The following is a 15934-nucleotide window of genomic DNA, read 5'->3' as shown; positions in this document are numbered from 1 at the left end:
CGTGTGAGCGCGATATCCCTAATATAGCGCTCACACAGACTGGGGTCATAGCTCAGTTGGTAGAGCGCTACAATGGCATTGTAGAGGTCAGGAGTTCGATCCTCCTTGACTCCACCAAATCAAGTCTTGCTTTAGCTGTGTAATGCCTCAATTGTCCCTATCGTCTAGAGGCCTAGGACATCGCCCTTTCACGGCGGTAACCGGGGTTCGAATCCCCGTAGGGACGCCATATTCAAGATTACTTTTGAAGTGGTCTTTTAAAAAACCCAAGCATTATGACTTGGGTTTTTTATTGCCTGTATATTTTATGTTGGGCAATATTTCGGTTTCTTCGCATCTTCCGATAAAATAATCAGTAATTTAGAATTTTGGAGTTGTAATGCAATATCGTTGCCCTAAGTGTCAAAGCCCGAAAATCATGCCGGTGGCCCAGCCAGGTCAAGCAGCTCCACGTCCGGTGGTTCCTAAAAGCCTGATGTTTCTGGTGCCCGCCCTGTTCCTATTATTATTGCTGGTGATCATCAGTATCGCGATGTGGATCTTTGGTGATGGTGCAGGTACAACTTTACAGACTGCAACCGTCATCGTCTTTATTCTTTCTTTAATCGCCGGCTTTATGTTCTACAAAGACTTGCCTGATTTTAAAATTTCCATGCAGGCCTTCATGCAGACCCAAAAGAAATGGAAATGTCGTGAATGTAATCATGAGTGGGAAATCTAAGTCATTACCCACCACCCTATAAGCACAAAAACCAGCCCGAAGGCTGGTTTTTTATTTTAAAATCAGGGATTAAACACCAATTTTACGGTATTTTTGACGCTTCGCAACCAGATCATCACCATCGCGCTTACGGCGATATTCTTCAAACTCAGCATAGTTACCGGTGAAGAATTCAGGTGTTTCGCCTTCAAATGACAAAATGTGCGTTGCAATACGGTCCAGGAACCAACGGTCATGCGAGATCACCATCACAGTACCCGGGAACACCAGAATGGCATCCTCAAGCGCACGTAAGGTTTCGATATCCAGGTCGTTTGACGGTTCATCGAGCAAGATTACGTTTGCGCCCATTTGCAGGATTTTCGCCAGTTGTAAACGGTTACGCTCACCACCTGACAATTGACCTACACGTTTTTGCTGATCCTGGCCTTTAAAGTTAAAGCGACCGATATATGCACGAGATGCAATTTCGTATTCGCCAATCTTCAAGATGTCTAAACCGCCAGAAACTTCTTCCCAAACGGTTTTGTTGTCATCAAGCGTGTCACGAATCTGACCGACATAAGCCACTTTCACCGACTCACCCAGTACCACAGAACCGGTATCCGGTTGTTGCTCACCCGTCATCATACGGAACAGTGTGGTTTTACCTGCACCGTTTTCACCCACGATACCCACGATCGCAGCAGGTGGTACAACGAATGATAAATCTTTATACAGGGTACGATCACCAAACGATTTGCTGATGCCTTCAACTTCTACAACCTTGTTGCCTAGACGTGGACCAGGTGGAATGTAGATTTCAGAGGTTTCGTTACGCTGTTGGAATTCACGCGAGTTAAGCTCTTCAAAACGCTCCATACGCGCTTTGTTTTTCTTTTGCTGGCCTTTGGCATTTGAGCGAACCCATTCAAGTTCTTTTTTCAATGCTTTGGCAAAAGATTCTTCTTGCTTGTTCTCTTGCTCTAGACGGGCATTTTTCTGCTCTAACCAAGAAGAGTAGTTGCCTTGGTATGGAATACCCATGCCACGGTCAAGCTCAAGAATCCACTCAGCCACGTTATCCAGGAAATAACGGTCGTGCGTAATCGCAACGATGGTACCCGGGAAGTCTTTCAAGAAACGTTCTAACCAGGCAACAGATGATGCATCTAAATGGTTCGTCGGTTCATCAAGAAGCAACATGTCTGGCTTGGACAAGAGCAAACGGCACAGTGCCACACGACGGCGTTCACCACCTGAAAGCAGTTTAACATCGGCATCCCAAGCTGGAAGGTTCAGTGCAGCAGCTGCCTGATCCATCTGATTGGCAAGGTTATGTGCATCCCATGCATGGATAATGGCTTCGAGCTTTTCCTGCTCTTTTGCAAGTGCATCAAAGTCAGCATCTTCTGCTGCATATTCTGCAAATACTTCGTCAAGACGTGCCAAGGCATCCAGCGGTTCACGCAGGCCATCTTCAACGTTGCCACGCACGTCTTTAGTTTCATCTAAAGGCGGCTCTTGCTCGAGATAACCGATTTTAGTACCTGGTTGTGCACGTGCTTCACCAGAGAAATCTTTATCTACGCCCGCCATAATACGAAGCAAGGTCGATTTACCTGCACCGTTTAGACCAAGCACACCAATTTTTGCGCCCGGGAAAAATGATAAGGAGATATCTTTCAGGATTTCGCGTTTCGGCGGCACCATCTTAGACACTCGGTTCATCGTATAAATATATTGGGCCACGTAGGACTCCTCAACTGAAAAACCAAATGGGGTTAAAACAACCACCCCAGCTCAAAAAAGAGCGAAAAAATAATCGGCTATTATACGCAGAAAGCTGCGAAAACATAAGCCATTGCCATGAACTTCAATGCATTGTTACAAGTTTATTTATGGTGATTTTTCAAACAGCTGATTTAAGTCAAATAAGTGCATCGAATCCAAATTTATATATGATTATTTCATCTATCTATTTCAGTAAAATTGCACTTTTACTTATATATGAAAATGTTACACTCAAGTCATAAACTTAAACACAAGAAGATCAGTCATAATGAGTTATAAAGCAGAAACCCTTGCGATTCATGCAGGTTATAGCCCTGAAGCCACCACCAAAGCAGTTGCAGTGCCAATTTACCAAACCACATCTTATGCCTTTGACAATACTCAACATGGGGCCGATTTGTTCGATTTAAAGGTACAGGGCAATATCTATACCCGGATCATGAATCCGACCACGGCGGTGTTAGAGCAACGTATCGCCGCACTTGAAGGCGGGATTGGTGCGCTTGCTTTAGCGTCTGGTATGGCTGCAATTACCTATGCGATTCAGACCATTGCTGAAGCCGGTGACAATATTGCATCCGTATCTACGCTTTATGGCGGCACCTATAATCTGTTCGCACATACCCTGCCGAAACAAGGCATTGACGTTCGTTTCTTTGATTATGAACAACCGGAAAGTCTACGCAATTTGATTGATGACAAGACCAAACTGGTCTTTGTTGAATCCATTGGTAATCCATTGGGTAATATTATTGATCTGGAAGAGATTGCAAAAATCGCGCATGAATACGGTGTGCCCGTGATTGTCGACAATACGGTGGCAACGCCAGTGCTACAAAAATCTTTTGATTTTGGTGCCGACATTATCGTGCATTCATTGACCAAATATATCGGCGGTCATGGCAACTCGATTGGTGGCATCATTGTCGATAGCGGTAAATTCCCGTGGGGTAAATATCCTGAACGCTTTCCCGCGCTGAATACCCCCGATCCAAGCTACCACGGCGTAAACTATGTCGAAGTTCTCGGTGAAGCAGCTTATATCGCTCGAGCGCGTGTGGTGCCACTACGCAATACTGGAGCCGCGATCAGCCCGCAAAATGTGTTTCTGATCCTGCAAGGTTTGGAAACTTTAAGTCTGCGTATGGAGCGTCATACTGAAAATGCGCTTAAAATTGCGGAATATTTACAGCAGCATCCTAAAGTAAAATGGGTCAATTACGCTGGTCTGAAAGATCATCCACAACATGCCTTGGCACAAAAATATGTGAAAGGTAAACCATCTGCGATTCTGACCTTTGGCGTAGAGCATGGTCTTGAAGGCGGCACACGTTTTATTGATGCGCTGCAACTGTTTACCCGTCTGGTCAATATCGGCGATGCCAAAAGTCTCGCTTGTCATCCGGCGACCACCACACATCGCCAACTCAATGCCGAGGAGTTAAAATCAGCAGGTGTCAGTGAAGATATGGTGCGACTCTCGATTGGCATTGAACATATTGATGACCTGATTGCCGATCTGGATCAGGCACTGGCAACCGTTTAAAGCCCGACTACATCAGCCCCAAAACTCCATCCATACCGGTGGAGTTTTGATTTGTTTTTCTAAAACAGCCACTTGCTTTGCTTTTTATTTTCATGGTAAAAGTTAAATGAAATAGCGAACACAAATAGAGCAATTACTCTAATTTTTATTTTAATTTCAATAGTTTAATATATAGATTTTCCTGAAGAATTGTTTATCATATCTGTACTCACCTTCGCTCTCATTTTTTGTTAGAGCGCCATAGACCTTTAATAAAAACAATTTGAACGTTGACTTCAAATTAGGGATAACAAACGTGAAAACTAGACTACACAAACAACTGGAAAAATCTGTTGCAGGTAAAACCATCCTGATTACCGGTGCATCCAGCGGTATTGGTTTAACGACAGCACATCAACTGGCCGATGCAGGCGCCCATGTTTTACTGGTGTCCCGCACACAAGAAACCCTAGAACAAGTAAAATCAGAAATTGAAGCCAAAGGCGGCAAAGCCTCGATATTTCCATGTGATTTAAATGATATGGAAGCCATTGATGAAGTCTCCAAACAGATCATTGCTTCAGTCGACCATATCGATATTCTGATCAATAATGCAGGACGTTCGATTCGTCGCGCCGTGCATGAATCGGTCGACCGCTTCCATGATTTTGAACGAACCATGCAGCTGAACTATTTCGGCGCCGTGCGTCTGGTCATGAATATCCTGCCGCAAATGATGATTCGTCGCGCGGGTCATATCATTAACATCAGTTCGATTGGCGTACTGGCCAATGCCACCCGTTTTTCGGCCTATGTTGCTTCAAAAGCTGCGCTGGATGCTTTTAGTCGCTGCCTGTCTGCAGAAGTACATTCGCATAAAATCGCCATCACCTCGATCTATATGCCTTTGGTACGCACTCCGATGATTGCACCAACCAAAATTTATAAATACGTCCCGACACTTTCTCCGGAACAGGCAGCTGACCTGATTGCCTATGCCATCGTGAAACGTCCGAAGAAAGTTGCGACCGGTTTGGGTCGTCTGGCCTCGATTACTTATTCGATTGCTCCGGATATCAACAATGTTCTGATGTCGATTGGTTATAACCTGTTCCCAAGTTCAAGTGCCTCTGTGGGTCAACCACAAAAATTAAATTTGGTGCAAAAAGCATATGCACGGCTGTTCCCGGGCGAACACTGGTAATTTTTACTGGGATAATTTCCTGAAAATACGAGCCGCCGACCGGGCGGCTTTTTTGATGTCTCAGTTTTAAATCTCTAGGTGAAAGCAAGCTCATCTGGATCACACACGACATAGCCTGTCTTTATCGACACAGATTTTTGCCGCAAATGCTGCGAGATCACGTACACTATCTGCGGATATTTCCTATCCGTATTTTTATATTTTGATTGAAATGATGGAAACCCTTATGAACAACGCGCAATGGCTCGATGAAGTAAAATTTAACGAACAAGGATTAGTCCCTGCCATTGCCCAGCATCATCAAACTGGTCGTGTCTTGATGGTGGCCTGGATGAACCGTGAAGCGCTAGCACTAACGGCTGAGAAAAACCAAGCCGTGTATTTCTCCCGTTCACGCAGCAAGTTATGGCATAAGGGCGAAGAATCAGGACATTTTCAAACAGTACATGAAATCCGTCTGGACTGTGATGCCGATGTGATTGTGCTGCAAATTGAACAACATGGCGGCATTGCCTGCCATACCGGTCGTGAATCCTGTTTCTATCGTAAACTCACGCCAAATGGCTGGGAAATTGTCGATGCACAGCTGAAACACCCGTCTGCAATTTATGGTGAAAAATCCACAAATCCGCATACGCTGGCGATGGAAGCGTCAAGCGCCCAGTCTGAACAGGTCGAAGTCTTGTCCTATCTGGGCCAGATGATGGCAGAACGCAAACAGGCCGATCCGGATTCCTCTTATGTGGCCAAGCTCTATCACAAAGGCCTGAACAAGATTTTAGAAAAAGTCGGTGAAGAAAGCTTTGAAACTGTGCTGGCTGCCAAAGATTTCAACGCTCAGGTCTCTGAAGACAATAAAAATGATCTGATCTATGAAGTTGCTGATCTGTGGTTCCATACCATTGTGATGCTGGGTTATTTCGATATCGAACCGCAACTGGTCTTGAATGAGCTGGCACGTCGTCAGGGCTTATCCGGTCTGGTTGAAAAAGCCAGCCGTCAGCATTAAATGATGAATATGCCTGTGTCTGATCTGCAAAAACCCAAGGCCACTTATGAGCAGGCCACTGCCATCGATAATGCCCGTCTGGGTAATTCCTTTAAAGTGATTGCCTATGCCGGCACAGGTAAAACCACCACACTACAAATGATCAGTGATGCCATGCCTGAACGGCGTGGCATGTATCTGGCTTTCAACAAAGCCATTGCCAGTGAAGCGCAAGCCAAATTTCATCGTGGCGTGGATTGCCGCACTTTTCACTCGCTGGCATTTCGCAGTGTTCCACGTGGAATCACCGACAAGCTGCGTCTGCCCCGTTTAAGCCCAAGCTTTATTGCCAAAGAATACCGTCTGGAACCGATGACCATGCGCCGTATGATGGGTGGGCGTTATGAAAAATATGTCTTGATGCCTTCGCGTCTGGCGAGTTTAGTCGCCAATGCGGTTGGCTATTTCTGTTCGACCAGTTCGCAATACCCTGCTCCGCGGCATATTCAGGCACCGAGCTGGTTACATCCAGATGATATTGAGATCCTGCAAAAGAAACTTTATCCGGCCGTAGAACGGCGCTGGCTAGAATCAATCGATCCCAATCATCAGGCCGGGATTGGCCATGATATTTACCTGAAACTCTGGGCGCTGTCTGAACCGAATATTCCGGCCGATTATGTGCTGTTTGATGAAGCGCAGGATGCCGACCCACTCATGCTCGGAATTTTGCTGAAACAGCGGAATACTCAGGTGATTTATGTCGGTGATGCGCATCAGCAGATTTATGCTTGGCGCGGTGCGGTGAATGCCATGCAGCAACTGCCTTTACCCGAATCACGCCTGACCACATCGTTTCGTTTTGGCCCTGAAATCGCGTTAAATGCCAATGCCATTTTAGGTGCACTGAATGAAACCGTGCCTTTGCTTGGCAATCCGTTGTTAGATTCTAAAGTCGTGAATAAACCGCATACCAAAATGCGGGATGCAATTTTATGCCGGACCAATGCCCGGGCCATGGAACTGTTACTTGCCGGACTGGTGCGTGGTGATAAAGTCAGCCTGCAAGCCGATCATGTCAAACTGAATCGTTTTGTCGATGCGGCTGCCATGTTGAAACAGGGCAAACGTGTGGTCGATGTGCCGGAATTGGCTTGGTTTAATTCCTGGCATGATGTGCATGAATACTGTGAAACCAATGAAGGCAGCGATATCAAACCGCTGGTTAAACTGGTCGATGAACATGGCACCGATCCATTGAAAAAAGCCCTGGCCAAAATCACCCCGATTGGACAGGCGGACTATATTATTTCCACTGCACATAAGGCCAAAGGTCTGGAGTGGGAACGGGTGCATATTGAAGATGACTATCAGTTTAAGCTGAATGAAAAAGATCATAAAATTAGTGATGAAGAGCTACGTTTACTTTACGTGGCCTGTACACGTGCTAAAGTAAGCTTAAATATTCATCACATTTATGACCTGATTCAACAACTGAAGATCAAGATGCCGCAGTCGCTTCGTCAAGCCGTCGGTTAAGGTATGGATGTAAAATCATGGTACAGGTGACCTATGCACATCGAAGCGCTTCAACTGAAACACACCCTGCATTTTCCAGAGATTCAGCTTCAGCTTGATCATTCACAATATCCGCTTACCTTAATTTTGGGCAATCAGGGTACTGGCAAAACCACTTTGTTACGCTGTGCTTATCAGGCGCTGACCTGGTTTGCAGCACGTTATCGCGATAGCCGGGCTGCCGGTCTGGTGATGCAAGATCAGGACATCATGCAACACCGGCTGCAATCCAAAATTGATATCCGGGTTGGCTTTCCCGAAGAGGTTTCAGCGCTTACAGAATCCAGCCAGACTGAAGCTACACAGCAACAGAGCTGTTCCTGGCAAGTCTATAAGACTTTAAATAGTCAAGGACTCGGCTTTAGCAAAGCCGAAACCGCGCAACTGGACAGCATGCTTGGGCTTTATCAGAAAGCCCGATTCAATGATCCTTTGCTCGGCTTGCCGCTGATTGCCTATTATCCTGCCGACCGCTTTGTCAATGACGTCAATCTGATCAGCAAAAACAATCCAGCCATTTTCCATACAGCGTATGCTTACGACATTGGCGCGATTCCGTTTACGACCTTTGCCCGTTTCTTTGAATGGTTGCGTGAAGTCAGTGATATTGAAAATGCGCAAAGCGCCAAGATCATGGATCAGATTTTAGCACGTGCCTTGCAGCAACCTGAAGATATTCAGGGAGATGAACTGGCGCGGCAGATCGAGAAAGCCCAGGCACAGCTGCATACCCCACATTTAACGGCCTTAAAAAATGCCTTGTCGCAGGTATTGCCTGACATCAGCCAGATTGAGTTAAAATACCAGCCCAAGCTGCAACTGATGCTGACCTATCAGGACAAGCGTTTTACTTTTCAGCAGCTTCCCAATAGCATCCGTACCTGGATTGCACTGGTGGGCGATATTGTACGGCGTCTTTGTCTGCTCAACCCGAACAGTTTATTTCCATGTCAGGAAGGTACAGGAGTGTTGTTGATTGATGCCATTGATCATCAGCTGGATCAGGATCTGGCAGCAGAGATTCTGCCACATCTGCATCAGGCATTTCCTAACTTGCAAATTATTGCCACCGGCAACCGACCTGAGTTACTGGAACATGCACAGGCCTTTCAGTGCTTAAGACTCGAAAATAAACAGTTGCATCCAATTCATCTTGAAAGCATGAAAATCCAGTTTGATCAGATCTATGCCGAAATGGGTCTACATACTGATCCAGACGCAATTCCTGCCGAAGAAGCGCTAATAGAAACCGTCACCGAACCGACTACACCGCTTGCTGTATTACAGCGGATTCAGCAACAGTTGAATCCTGAACAGCAGCAGGAATTGTTACGTTTACTTGCTCAGGATCAGCCGACGCTACCGCAATCGCTCTAAGTAACGTTGAAAAACAGTAATGATCGTTTCGATGAATATCGAGATTTATCCAGACCATTTTAGTGCTGTCTTTTTGCAATTGTAAAACTGCATTTAGTCATATTTACAATCAATGCTTGCAATTTAATCTTAATTTTCGGTCACTTCTGGATGATCTGTTTAAGCATCCACCCCACGCCAAAAGCCTGCTCGCGTATAATTTATAAGTTCGACATAAAAACGTTGATGTTGTTGTTATCCTGTAATATGATCGGTTTTATTTGCGAATTTCATTGTAAAATCGGAATTTGCTATCGTTTATAAGTTGCGCAATACAACTGTTTTTATATTCTTTTTGAATATTCTTTTGGCTTTCAAGATTGAGAAGTTTGGGTTGCTCCTTGTAATCCTGTAGTCCTTGAAAGATGAAGATTCACCCTAGGTTGGTCACAACCTAAATCACGACAATGGATACGAGTGTGCTGCCGATTATTATATTGTTACCGTTAGTATTAGGCACAACCCTTGTCTCGTGGCTGAAGCAATTTTCGCGCGGGGTAACGGCTTTAGGGGCAATTGGTGTCAGCCTCAGCAGTTTCTTATTATTATTGAGTCAGGCGCCTGCCATCTTTGATGGTGCCGTGATCATTCAGACCTGGTCCTGGCTGCCCCAGCTCGGGATCGATTTTAGTTTCCGTCTGGATTCTCTGGCCCTGCTGTTTGCCTTGCTGATCAGTGGCATAGGCACCCTGATCTATATTTATGCCTATTATTATCTCAATCCTAAAAATTCGCTGAGCAAACTTTATTTCTTGCTGATGCTGTTTATGGCAGCCATGCTCGGAATTTCATTGTCAAATAACTTGCTGATCCTGCTGGTTTTCTGGGAACTCACCAGTATTTCATCATTTTTACTGGTGGGCTATTGGAGCAATTACGAAGCCGCACAGCGCGGCTCACGTATGGCCTTGACCATTACCGGCATGGGTGGCTTGGCCATGCTTGGTGGCTTCATCCTGCTGGGTCAAATTACCGGCACTTATCAGATTGATCAAATCCTGACGATGACTGAACAGATCCAGTCACATGCGCTATTTGTTCCCACTTTGTTGCTGATTTTACTCGGTGCCTTTACCAAAAGTGCGCAGTTCCCCTTCCATTTCTGGTTACCCAATGCCATGGCAGCACCGACACCGGTCTCTGCCTATTTACACTCGGCCACCATGGTCAAAGCCGGCCTGTTTCTGGTCGCACGTTTACTCCCGATTTTTGCTGGCGCGGCACTGTTTCATAATATTGTGACCTTTGTCGGTCTGTTTACCCTGTGCATGGCCGCCTTTTTTGCCATTTTTAAGGAAGATCTGAAAGGCCTGTTGGCCTATTCAACCATCAGTCATCTGGGTCTGATCATGTGTCTGCTCGGGATTGGTTCTCCACTGGCAGTCGCAGCGGCAATTTTCCATATTATTAACCACGCGACCTTTAAAGCGGCCCTGTTTATGATTGCCGGTATTATCGATCATGAATCTGGCACCCGTGATTTACGTAAGCTTTCCGGTCTGTGGCAACTGCTGCCCTTTACTGCAACGCTGACCATGATCACTGCGGCCTCTATGGCCGGTGTTCCATTGACCAATGGTTTCCTCTCCAAAGAGATGTTCTTTACTGAGCTGGTGGCCAATTTAAGCGGGCCAGTGCTGGTCGGTTCAGCCATTGTGGCAACATTGGCCGGAATTTTTGCAGTCACTTATTCGATTCGTCTGGTGCATGGGGTATTTTTCGACGGTCCACTGGGCAAGCAAGTCCCGAATAAAAATGCGCATGAGCCACCATTTGGCATGCGTGCACCCGCCACTTTACTGGCATTTTTATGTATTTTAGTGGGTCTATTGCCAGCACTTTTGGTCGAAAAAATCGTGAATAGTACCACGCAGGCAACGACTCAAAATTTTGCTTTTGAAGGTACGCATCTGGCCCTCTGGCATGGGTTTAATCTGCCATTATTAATGAGTGTGATTGCTTTGGCCGGTGGTGCGGTGTTTTACTTTTCTCTGGCCAAAGGTGGTGCCTTACGTGAAATTGATCTGGATCCAAAACTGGGCCGCTTACAGGGTCGGATCCTGTTTGACCTGTTCCTGAAAAATCTGCTGTTAAATTCACGTCGTTTCCGCCGTGCCACTGAAACTGGCAAATTACAAAGCTATTTATTGTGGATTGTGATCTTTACCATCGGCCTGGTTGGTTTCCCATTGTTATCCAATGGTATCGGTAGCGGTACGCGTGAGCTGACCCATGCCCCTGCCCTTGCCATTGTCTTGTGGATGTTGCTGTTCTCTGCCTGCTGGATGCTGCTATGGTTCCATCATGAACGGATTAAAGCGGTACTGATCAGTGGTGCAGTAGGTCTGGTGGTGACCATGGTCTTTATTGGCTTCTCGGCACCTGACCTGGCATTGACCCAAATTACGGTCGATGTAGTAACCACCGTCTTGTTATTAATGAGTTTATCTCTGCTACCGCAGCTAACCCCTTATGAATCCAGTCCAACCCGGCGCTGGCGTGATGCGATCATTGCGCTAGGCGGCGGTCTCGGTATTGCCACCATCGCCTGGCTGATCATGACCCGTGATCATAATTCTATTTCATGGTTCTTCCTGCAGCAGTCAATTCCACTCGGCGGCGGCACCAATGTGGTCAATGTGATTCTGGTCGACTTCCGTGGTTTCGATACCTTCGGCGAAATTACTGTACTCGGGATTGCCGCGATTGGTGTGCTTAGCCTGATGGATGGCATGCGTGCGCATGGCACCACCATGACCCAAGGTTTGACCTATCGATTTAATCCCTCCCCCTTGATGTTACGTATCACGGCATCATGGATTTTACCTGTAGCTCTGGTAGTCAGCCTGTATATCTTTATGCGTGGCCATAACCTGCCGGGCGGTGGATTCATTGCTGGATTAGTCACCTCACTGGCCTTAATTATTCAATATATTGCAGTGGGACAGGATAAAACTGAACAGTTGCTGGGTGCCAAATCTGGTCGTCTTTATGAAATCTGGATTGGCGTGGGTTTAACCATTGCCGGTTTGACCGGGGTTGCAGCCTGGTTCTGGTCACGCCCATTCCTGACCAGCGCACATATCTATGTCTCGCCACCCGTGATTGGAGAAATGCATCTGGCTTCGGCGGCGCTGTTTGATGTCGGTGTCTATGTCACTGTAGTCGGTGCGACCATGCTGATGATTTCTGTCCTGGGCGATTCACGTCACTCCAGTATGACTGGCCCAGTACCAAGAGGATAATAGAATGATGAGTTTAGAATTTTTATTAGCCTCCGCCATTGGTCTACTCGCCGCCACCGGAATCTATCTGATTCTGCGTGCGCGTACTTTTCCGGTGGTGCTAGGCTTGGCCATGATTGGTTATGCGGTCAACCTGTTTTTATTTGCCATGGGGCGGATCCAGATGAATTCGCCTGCCGTATTGACCGAGGCCTCCAGAGTCACCGATCCCCTTCCGCAGGCACTGGTGCTGACCGCCATCGTGATTGGCTTTGCCACCACTGCCTTTATTGTTCAGCTGGCACTGCGTAGCCGTTATGAATCAGGAACAGACCACGTTGATTCAAAAGAAGAAACACCTCAGATTGACCCACGTGAGGATGAGCCTTAATGACTGATCTTCTTCACTTCTGGTCTCAACATACGCCAATTTTCAGTATTCTTTTACCGGCCATTACCGCTTTTAGTCTGGTACTTTTAGGCAATCCGGGTTCTGGCTCCCTGACCACAGACTGGCGTCAGCCTTGGCGTCGTGGTATCAGCCATATCTCGGGTATCTTGGGTCTGATCATTGCGGTCAGTTATTTAATTGACAGCAGTCAGGGTCAAGTCAGTGTATATACACTGGGCGAATGGGCCGCACCTTTTGGGATCGTGCTGGTGCTGGACCAACTCTCTGCCATGATGCTGGTGTTGACCTATGCCCTGGCAGTACCGGTGGTCTGGTATGCCAGTAAAGAATGGGATACCCGTGGCCGTTATTTCCATACCATGGTGCATTTCCTGCTGATGGGCCTGACCGGCGCCTTCCTGACCGGTGACTTATTCAACCTGTTCGTATTCTTTGAAATCTTGCTGATGGCGTCCTATGTGCTGCTATTACATGGACAGGGCAAGGCGCGTTTCCAGCTGGGAATTCATTACGTCACCATTAACCTGCTGGCTTCTGCACTGTTCCTGATTGGACTCGGCATGATTTATGGCAGTGTCGGCAGTCTGAACATGGCCGATGTGGCGCGCTTAATGCCTACCTTGGCAGCAGATCAGCATAAACTGGCCGTTGCCGGTGGACTCATGCTATTCGTGGTCTTCGGGATTAAGGCGGCAATGCTGCCGGTGGGCTTCTGGTTACCCAAAACCTATGCCGTAGCCACCACCCCTGTTGCCGCACTCTTTACCATCATGACCAAAGTCGGGATCTATGCGATTTTGCGGATTAACGGGACAGTTTTTGATGATGAATACAGCCATCAGATTCTGATGAACTGTCTACTGGTGATCGGTCTGATTACTTCAGTCTATGGTGTCATTTGTGCGATTGGTACAGAACGCCTGCGCCGTTTTGTCGGCTTTATGGTGCTGTCTTCAGTCGGCACGATTCTGGTGGCGATTGGCATGAATACGACTGCAGCCTGGGCCGGCGCCCTGTACTATATGGTACACAGTACCCTGATTGCTGCGGCATTTTATATCCTGTCTGGCTGGATTACCTCACAGCGCGGTGAGTTCAAAGATCATTTTAAAATCGCACCGCTGATGAAACAGAACAAGCTGGTTTCGATTGTCTATTTCATCATTGCCTTGATGATGGCCGGTCTGCCACCGTTCAGCGGCTTCTTTGGCAAAGTCTTTATTTTGCAGGCTTCTGCCAATTCAGAGCATCAGATGATCATTATCCTGACCATTCTGCTGGTGAGTTTCCTCAGTATTCTGGCTTTTACTCGAGTCGGCTTTATGCTGTTCTGGCGCTCAACCAAACCTGAAGATGATTTGAATTCTGATGATTTCCACAAATATGAAGCTTTACCCAGTAAGGCACCTGCACGTAATGATCACACGATCTATTTGCTACTTGCCGGCTTAACAGCTTATGTTGTATTTGCTGGACCGATCTATCAATATAACTATCAGACGGCAGAACAGATTAAAAACAATCCGGTCTATGAAGCTGCCCTGTTAAAACGTGATGCAGAAGGTCAATTTATTAGTGTGCAACCCTTTGATCCAAGTTATTTGCCAGAAACCAAATATGGTGGCGAGGTGGTGGATCCAAATGCACATCTGATTCCTTATATGATTTCAGAAGCCACTTTAGAAGGTGAAAATATTTCTGAATTCAAACAACGTCAGATTGACCAGCAGCATATTGAACAAACCCAACATGATGATAATCAACTTAAACCGGCGGAGGGACCTTAATGGCTGAATCATTCCTGCAACGTTGGTTCCCGCACCCGTTGGTTTCTGTAATCGTGGGACTCAGCTGGACTTTACTGTCACATAGCACAGAAGCCGGAACCTTGCTGGTGGCCCTGCTTCTGGCGATTGTCATTCCCAAAATGGTCGCGCCGTTTATTGACTATACCCCGAATATCCAGTGGCGGCCTGCGCTGCGTCTGTTCTTTGTCGTGGTCTGGGACATTGTGGTGGCCAATCTTAAAGTTGCAAAACTGGTCTTGGGTCCGACCAAAAACCTACATCCCAAATGGTTCCGTGTGCCTCTGGAAACCGAGCATGAAGAAGTCAACACCTTACTGGCCATGATTATTACCACCACACCGGGCACAGTCACTGCCGGTATTGATCAGGATCGTGGTGATATTCTGGTGCATGCTTTAAGCACGGATGATGAAGCAGCTGAAATCGAGCTGATCAAACAACGTTATGAACAGCCCTTGCTTAAAATTTTCAGCGTACAGACAGGAGAAAAAATATGACGATTCTGCCTTATGCATTAATGATTTGCCTGGGTGCAGTCACTGTCTCGATGTTACTCTGCCTGATCCGACTCATTACCGGCCCTTCTATCGTTGATCGCCTCCTGGCACTCGATACCCTGTTCCTGAATGCCACCTGTCTGATTGTCATTTTGGGAATTTACTGGAGCAGCACTTTTCTGTTTGAAGAGGCCTTACTGGTGGCGATGCTCGGCTTTGTCTCTACAGCAGCTTTGGCGCGTTATTTCACCACTGGCCATGTCATCGACTAGGAGTTTTTAAATGCCGTTAATTTTAGAAATACTAGTTTCGATTTTTTTATTGATTGGTGCTTTCTTCATGCTGGTCGGAGGGATTGGGATGGTACGCCTGCCCGATCTGTTTATGCGGCTGCATGCACCGACCAAATCCAGTACCTTGGGCTTGGGCAGTTTTCTGATTGCCGCGATTATTTTTTCTGCCATGTACGGCCGTTTCGGTTTTGCTGAAGTGCTGATTACCCTGTTTGCTTTTATCACTGCACCCGTATCGGCCAATCTGATGGCGCAGGCAGCATTGCATTTACGTTTACGCTCGCTAAGTGGTGAGGTTCCAGAAACACTGGAGCGTCCCCTGCCTTGGCAACGTTCACGTCGCCGTGCTTTTTATGAGAAAAAAATGAATCATAAAAATGATGATCTCACTTGATTTGGACTATTTTTAGATAGGTCGATTCACTTCTAATGTTTAAAGTTTCAATAAAGCCAGCTATAAAAAAGCCACCCGAAGGTGGCTTTTTTATTGTCCTA

Annotated in this window: 13 protein-coding genes and 2 tRNA genes; 14 read left to right on the top strand and 1 reads right to left on the bottom strand. The window is 46.6% G+C overall.

The features are described 5' to 3' along the window. Positions 1–41 precede the first annotated feature (41 nt). From LOZ91_RS04240 to LOZ91_RS04230, 3 genes are all read left to right on the top strand, one after another. Positions 42–117: transfer RNA gene (locus LOZ91_RS04240), tRNA-Ala, on the top strand. Between the two features lie 36 nt (positions 118–153). Further along, positions 154–229: transfer RNA gene (locus tag LOZ91_RS04235), tRNA-Glu, on the top strand. Between the two features lie 150 nt (positions 230–379). Next, positions 380–721 carry a membrane protein gene (locus tag LOZ91_RS04230; RefSeq protein ID WP_004281123.1) on the top strand — a complete coding sequence of 114 codons (342 nt, stop codon included), beginning with the start codon at positions 380–382 and terminating at the stop codon, positions 719–721. Positions 722–790: 69 nt separating this feature from the next. Here LOZ91_RS04230 and ettA read toward each other — a convergent pair whose 3' ends face one another. Continuing rightward, entirely contained in the window at positions 791–2452 is a 1662-nt protein-coding gene (gene ettA / locus LOZ91_RS04225; RefSeq protein ID WP_005168915.1) for an energy-dependent translational throttle protein EttA, read from the bottom strand. A 310-nt stretch (positions 2453–2762) separates the two neighbouring features. On the opposite strand from ettA, the gene LOZ91_RS04220 reads away from it, so the two are divergent. The 11 genes from LOZ91_RS04220 to LOZ91_RS04170 all read left to right on the top strand — a co-directional run bounded on the left by LOZ91_RS04220 (position 2763) and on the right by LOZ91_RS04170 (position 15833). Further along, positions 2763–4040: an aminotransferase class I/II-fold pyridoxal phosphate-dependent enzyme gene (locus LOZ91_RS04220; protein ID WP_244782704.1), complete on the top strand. Its 1278-nt coding sequence runs from the start codon at positions 2763–2765 to the stop codon at positions 4038–4040. Between the two features lie 295 nt (positions 4041–4335). Continuing rightward, positions 4336–5223, top strand: coding sequence for an SDR family NAD(P)-dependent oxidoreductase (locus LOZ91_RS04215; protein ID WP_180040885.1), 888 nt, complete (start codon positions 4336–4338; stop codon positions 5221–5223). Positions 5224–5449: 226 nt separating this feature from the next. Next, the gene (gene hisIE, locus LOZ91_RS04210) at positions 5450–6232 is read left to right on the top strand and encodes a bifunctional phosphoribosyl-AMP cyclohydrolase/phosphoribosyl-ATP diphosphatase HisIE (RefSeq protein ID WP_159138540.1); all 783 of its coding nucleotides are present in this window, start codon (positions 5450–5452) and stop codon (positions 6230–6232) included. A gap of 15 nt (positions 6233–6247) precedes the next feature. Then, on the top strand, positions 6248–7750 hold the full coding sequence (locus LOZ91_RS04205; RefSeq protein ID WP_034608364.1) for a UvrD-helicase domain-containing protein: 1503 nt from the start codon (positions 6248–6250) through the stop codon (positions 7748–7750). 33 nt (positions 7751–7783) lie between these two features. Beyond that, the gene (locus LOZ91_RS04200; RefSeq protein WP_244782703.1) at positions 7784–9166 is read left to right on the top strand and encodes an AAA family ATPase; all 1383 of its coding nucleotides are present in this window, start codon (positions 7784–7786) and stop codon (positions 9164–9166) included. A 446-nt stretch (positions 9167–9612) separates the two neighbouring features. Then, positions 9613–12450 (top strand): monovalent cation/H+ antiporter subunit A, encoded by a 2838-nt coding sequence (locus tag LOZ91_RS04195; RefSeq protein WP_074383643.1) that lies wholly within the window; start codon positions 9613–9615, stop codon positions 12448–12450. 4 nt (positions 12451–12454) lie between these two features. Next, positions 12455–12820 (top strand): Na+/H+ antiporter subunit C, encoded by a 366-nt coding sequence (locus tag LOZ91_RS04190; protein ID WP_005168933.1) that lies wholly within the window; start codon positions 12455–12457, stop codon positions 12818–12820. Next, positions 12820–14628, top strand: a complete 1809-nt coding sequence (locus tag LOZ91_RS04185; RefSeq protein ID WP_159138538.1) for a monovalent cation/H+ antiporter subunit D — start codon at positions 12820–12822, stop codon at positions 14626–14628. The genes LOZ91_RS04190 and LOZ91_RS04185 overlap by 1 nt, the downstream gene beginning before the upstream one ends. Beyond that, positions 14628–15146, top strand: coding sequence for a Na+/H+ antiporter subunit E (locus LOZ91_RS04180; RefSeq protein WP_179999316.1), 519 nt, complete (start codon positions 14628–14630; stop codon positions 15144–15146). Before LOZ91_RS04185 ends, LOZ91_RS04180 begins: the two co-directional genes overlap by 1 nt. Continuing rightward, the gene (locus tag LOZ91_RS04175; protein ID WP_005094376.1) at positions 15143–15418 is read left to right on the top strand and encodes a monovalent cation/H+ antiporter subunit F; all 276 of its coding nucleotides are present in this window, start codon (positions 15143–15145) and stop codon (positions 15416–15418) included. Before LOZ91_RS04180 ends, LOZ91_RS04175 begins: the two co-directional genes overlap by 4 nt. 10 nt (positions 15419–15428) lie before the next feature. Beyond that, the gene (locus tag LOZ91_RS04170) at positions 15429–15833 is read left to right on the top strand and encodes a Na+/H+ antiporter subunit G (protein ID WP_005094378.1); all 405 of its coding nucleotides are present in this window, start codon (positions 15429–15431) and stop codon (positions 15831–15833) included. The last annotated feature ends 101 nt before the right edge of the window (positions 15834–15934 follow it).

Origin of the sequence: Acinetobacter sp. F-1 (assembly GCF_022869025.1) — a bacterium.
Classification (GTDB): Bacteria; Pseudomonadota; Gammaproteobacteria; order Pseudomonadales; family Moraxellaceae; genus Acinetobacter; species Acinetobacter pseudolwoffii.
This window is presented reverse-complemented; position numbering and strand designations above follow the sequence as displayed.